The 3,833-nt window shown below is 55.6% G+C and carries 2 rRNA genes; both read left to right on the plus strand.

Annotation, left to right across the window (positions count from 1 at the left end):
- The first annotated feature begins 289 nt into the window (after positions 1-289).
- Positions 290-3,426 (plus strand): 23S ribosomal RNA (locus ACWGQ2_RS18305).
- Positions 3,427-3,662: 236 nt separating this feature from the next.
- Positions 3,663-3,779 (plus strand): 5S ribosomal RNA (rrf, locus tag ACWGQ2_RS18310).
- Positions 3,780-3,833: the final 54 nt, after the last annotated feature.

The raw sequence follows: 3,833 nt of genomic DNA on the forward strand, positions 1-3,833 counted from the left end.
GGTTGGAAAGCGGGTCCGGGGTGTTGCCCGGGGGTAATCGTTTGGCACACTGTTGGGTCCTGAGGCAACAGGATCTGTTGTTTCTGGTTTTTCCTGCGCATGCCGGAAGCCGGGTGTTTCCTTCGGGGAGTGCCGGTGGATGGGTGTGACGGGGTTGTTGTTTGAGAACTACATAGTGGACGCGAGCATCTTAAAAATTATTAAGTGCAATTTCAGATAAACCTGGTGACCGGTCTTGTACTGGTTTTCCATGGTTTTCTCGATAGCGATATTAATTGTTGATCTTTGTGGTCAAGTTTTTAAGGGCACACGGTGGATGCCTTGGCATCAGGAGCCGAAGAAGGACGTAGGAATCTGCGATAAGCCTGGGGGAGTTGATAACCGAGCGGTGATCCCAGGATGTCCGAATGGGGAAACCCCGCCCGGCGCGCGAGTGACCGGGTGACCCGCATCTGAACACATAGGGTGCGTGGAGGGAACGCGGGGAAGTGAAACATCTCAGTACCCGCAGGAAGAGAAAACAACAGTGATTCCGTTAGTAGTGGCGAGCGAACGCGGAAGAGGCTAAACCAGTGGTGTGTGATAGCCGGCGGGCGTTGCATCACTGGGGTTGCGGGACTTTCCGTATCAGTTCTGCCGGACTGGTGAAGTGAGTGCAGGTGCATAGGTGAACGGGTTTGAAAGCCCGGCCGTAGAGGGTGTTAGCCCCGTAACCGGAATGTATGCTGCCGCTTGGAGAGGATCCCAAGTAGCACGGGGCCCGAGAAATCCCGTGCGAATCTGCCAGGACCACCTGGTAAGCCTAAATACTCCCTGATGACCGATAGCGGACAAGTACCGTGAGGGAAAGGTGAAAAGTACCCCGGGAGGGGAGTGAAATAGTACCTGAAACCGTGTGCCTACAAACCGTTGGAGCAGCTCTGATTGCTGTGACAGCGTGCCTTTTGAAGAATGAGCCTGCGAGTTAGTGTTACGTCGCGAGGTTAACCCGTGTGGGGAAGCCGTAGCGAAAGCGAGTCTGAACAGGGCGAGTGAGTGGCGTGATCTAGACCCGAAGCGGAGTGATCTACCCATGGCCAGGTTGAAGCGACGGTAAGACGTCGTGGAGGACCGAACCCACTTCAGTTGAAAATGGAGGGGATGAGCTGTGGGTAGGGGTGAAAGGCCAATCAAACTCCGTGATAGCTGGTTCTCCCCGAAATGCATTTAGGTGCAGCGTTGCGTGTTTCTTGCCGGAGGTAGAGCTACTGGATGGCCGATGGGCCCTACAAGGTTACTGACGTCAGCCAAACTCCGAATGCCGGTAAGTGAGAGCGCAGCAGTGAGACTGTGGGGGATAAGCTTCATAGTCGAGAGGGAAACAGCCCAGACCACCAACTAAGGCCCCTAAGCGTGTGCTAAGTGGGAAAGGATGTGGAGTTGCCCAGACAACCAGGAGGTTGGCTTAGAAGCAGCCATCCTTGAAAGAGTGCGTAATAGCTCACTGGTCAAGTGATTCCGCGCCGACAATGTAGCGGGGCTCAAGTACACCGCCGAAGTTGTGGCATTCAGATTTTTGGTAAGCCTTCGTGGTTCAGCCGTCTGGATGGGTAGGGGAGCGTCGTGTGGGCAGTGAAGCTGCGGTGTAAACCAGTGGTGGAGCCTACACGAGTGAGAATGCAGGCATGAGTAGCGAAAGACGGGTGAGAAACCCGTCCGCCGAATGATCAAGGGTTCCAGGGTCAAGCTAATCTGCCCTGGGTAAGTCGGGACCTAAGGCGAGGCCGACAGGCGTAGTCGATGGACAACGGGTTGATATTCCCGTACCGGCGAAAAACCGCCCATACTGAACGGGGGAAACTAACCGCCCGAAACCTGCCCGTGCACCCTTGTGGTGTTCCGGGTTTTGGTGGAGCGCGGGACCGTATCCCGGGAGGTAAGCGTATTAACAGGTGTGACGCAGGAAGGTAGCCGGGCCGGGCGATGGTTGTCCTGGTCTAAGGATGTAGGGTCAGTGATAGGCAAATCCGTCACTGTGTCTTTGATGACGCACCTGAGATCTGATGGGACCCCCGAACGGGGGAATCCGGTGATCCTATGCTGCCTAGAAAAGCATCGGCGCGAGGTTTTAGCCGCCCGTACCCCAAACCGACACAGGTGATCAGGTAGAGAATACCAAGGCGATCGAGAGAATTATGGTTAAGGAACTCGGCAAAATGCCCCCGTAACTTCGGGAGAAGGGGGGCCTGCCCCGTGATGGAAACTTGCTTTCCGGAGCGGGTGTGGGCCGCAGAGACCAGGGGGAAGCGACTGTTTACTAAAAACACAGGTCCGTGCGAAGTCGCAAGACGATGTATACGGACTGACTCCTGCCCGGTGCTGGAAGGTTAAGAGGACCGGTTAGCCCTTACGGGCGAAGCTGGGAATTTAAGCCCCAGTAAACGGCGGTGGTAACTATAACCATCCTAAGGTAGCGAAATTCCTTGTCGGGTAAGTTCCGACCTGCACGAATGGAGTAACGACTTCCCCGCTGTCTCAACCATAAACTCGGCGAAATTGCAGTACGAGTAAAGATGCTCGTTACGCGCAGCAGGACGGAAAGACCCCGAGACCTTTACTATAGTTTGGTATTGGTGTTCGGTGTGGCTTGTGTAGGATAGGTGGGAGACTGTGAGACCCGGACGCCAGTTCGGGTGGAGTCATCGTTGAAATACCACTCTGGTCATACTGGATATCTAACTTCGGCCCGTAATCCGGGTCAGGGACAGTGCCTGATGGGTAGTTTAACTGGGGCGGTTGCCTCCTAAAGAGTAACGGAGGCGCCCAAAGGTTCCCTCAGCCTGGTTGGCAATCAGGTGTCGAGTGTAAGTGCACAAGGGAGCTTGACTGTGAGAGAGACATCTCGAGCAGGGACGAAAGTCGGGACTAGTGATCCGGCGGTACATTGTGGAATGGCCGTCGCTCAACGGATAAAAGGTACCTCGGGGATAACAGGCTGATCTTGCCCAAGAGTCCATATCGACGGCATGGTTTGGCACCTCGATGTCGGCTCGTCGCATCCTGGGGCTGGAGTAGGTCCCAAGGGTTGGGCTGTTCGCCCATTAAAGCGGTACGCGAGCTGGGTTTAGAACGTCGTGAGACAGTTCGGTCCCTATCCGCTGCGCGCGCAGGAAATTTGAGAAGGGCTGTCCTTAGTACGAGAGGACCGGGACGGACGAACCTCTGGTGTGTCAGTTGTACTGCCAAGTGCACCGCTGATTAGCTACGTTCGGATGGGATAACCGCTGAAAGCATCTAAGCGGGAAGCCTGCTTCAAGATGAGATTTCCATGCACCTTGTGTGTGAGAGGCCCCCAGCCAGACCACTGGGTTGATAGGCCGGATGTGGAAGCGGGGACTAAAGACCCGTGAAGCTGACCGGTACTAATAGGCCGATAACTTACACCACACATATCCTGGGCAGAACACGACTTCAAACGGTTCCGCCAAAGAAGGGGTATGAAGATCATGCTGCTTGCGTCCACTATGTGGTTCCCAACCAACAACCCGTGTTGTTGATCAGGGAACATAATTGAATACGCGCCCGATCCCTGTACCAGGGGTGAAGGGCGTCTGGTACCCACGTACCCCACATTTTTACCCACCCCCACGGTATTACCGGCAGGGGGTTCGGGTTGGAAGGGTTACGGCGGTCACAGCGCGGGGGAAACGCCCGGTCCCATTCCGAACCCGGAAGCTAAGACCCGCAGCGCCGATGGTACTGCACCCGGGAGGGTGTGGGAGAGTAGGTCACCGCCGGACAATCATTAAAAAGGCTCAGGCCCCGCAACGCTGCGGGGCCTGACCCGTTTAACA

The organism is Arthrobacter sp. NPDC055585, from assembly GCF_053619115.1.